Genomic DNA, 1,041 nt, shown 5'->3' on the forward strand with positions numbered 1-1,041 from the left:
GTCCGCGCGTGGCGGCGTCCGCGCGTGGCGGCGTCCGCGCGTGGCGGCGTCCGCGCGTGGCGGCGTCCGCGCGTGGCGGCGTCCGCGCGTGGCCGCGCCCGCGTCCGCGCGTCGCCGCGTCGGCGCATGGCCGCGTCGGCGCATGGCGGCGCCCGCGCATGGCGGCGCCCGCGCGTGGCCGCGCCCGCGCATGGCGGCGCCCGCGCGTGGCCGCGCCCGCGTCCGCGCGTCGCCGCGTCGGCGCATGGCCGCGTCGGCGCATGGCGGCGCCCGCGCATGGCGGCGCCCGCGCATGGCGGCGCCCGCGCATGGCGGCGCCCGCGCGTGGCCGCGCCCGCGCGTGGCCGCGCCCGCGTCCGCGCGTCGCCGCGTCGGCGCATGGCCGCGTCCGCGCATGGCCGCGTCCGCGCACGGCCGCGTCCGCGCACGGCCGCGCCGCGCGTGGCGGCACCCGCGCATGGCCGCGCCCGGGTCCGCGCACGGCCGCGCCGCGCGTGGCGGCACCCGCGCGTGGCCGCGCCCGCGTCCGCGCGTGGCCGCGCCCGCGTCCGCGCGTGGCCGCGCCCGCGTCCGCGCGTGGCCGCGCCCGCGTCCGCGCGTGGCCGCGCCCGCGTCCGCGCGTGGCCGCGCCCGCGTCCGCGCATGGCCGCGCCCGCGTCCGCGCATGGCCGCGCCCGCGTCCGCGCATGGCCGCGCCCGCGTCCGCGCATGGCCGCGCCCGGGTCCGCGCATGGCCGCGCCGCGCGTGGCGGCACCCGCGCATCCCCGCGCCCGCGCGTGGCCGCGCCCGCGTCCACGCATGGCGGCACCCGTGCATGGCCGCGTCCGCGAATGGCGGCGCCTGTGCCCGCGTCCGCCCATGGCGGCGCTCGCGTCCGCGCATGGCGGCACCTGTGCTCGCGTCCGTCCATGGCCGCGCCTGCATCTGCGTCCGCGCATGGCGGCGTCCGCGCATGGCGGCACCTGTGCTCGCGTCCGTCCATGGCCGCGCCTGCATCTGCGTCCGCGCATGGCGGCGTCCGCGCATGGCGGCACCTGTGC

This window comes from Dactylosporangium sp. NPDC051541, assembly GCF_044454505.1.
Classification (GTDB): domain Bacteria; phylum Actinomycetota; class Actinomycetes; order Mycobacteriales; family Micromonosporaceae; genus Dactylosporangium.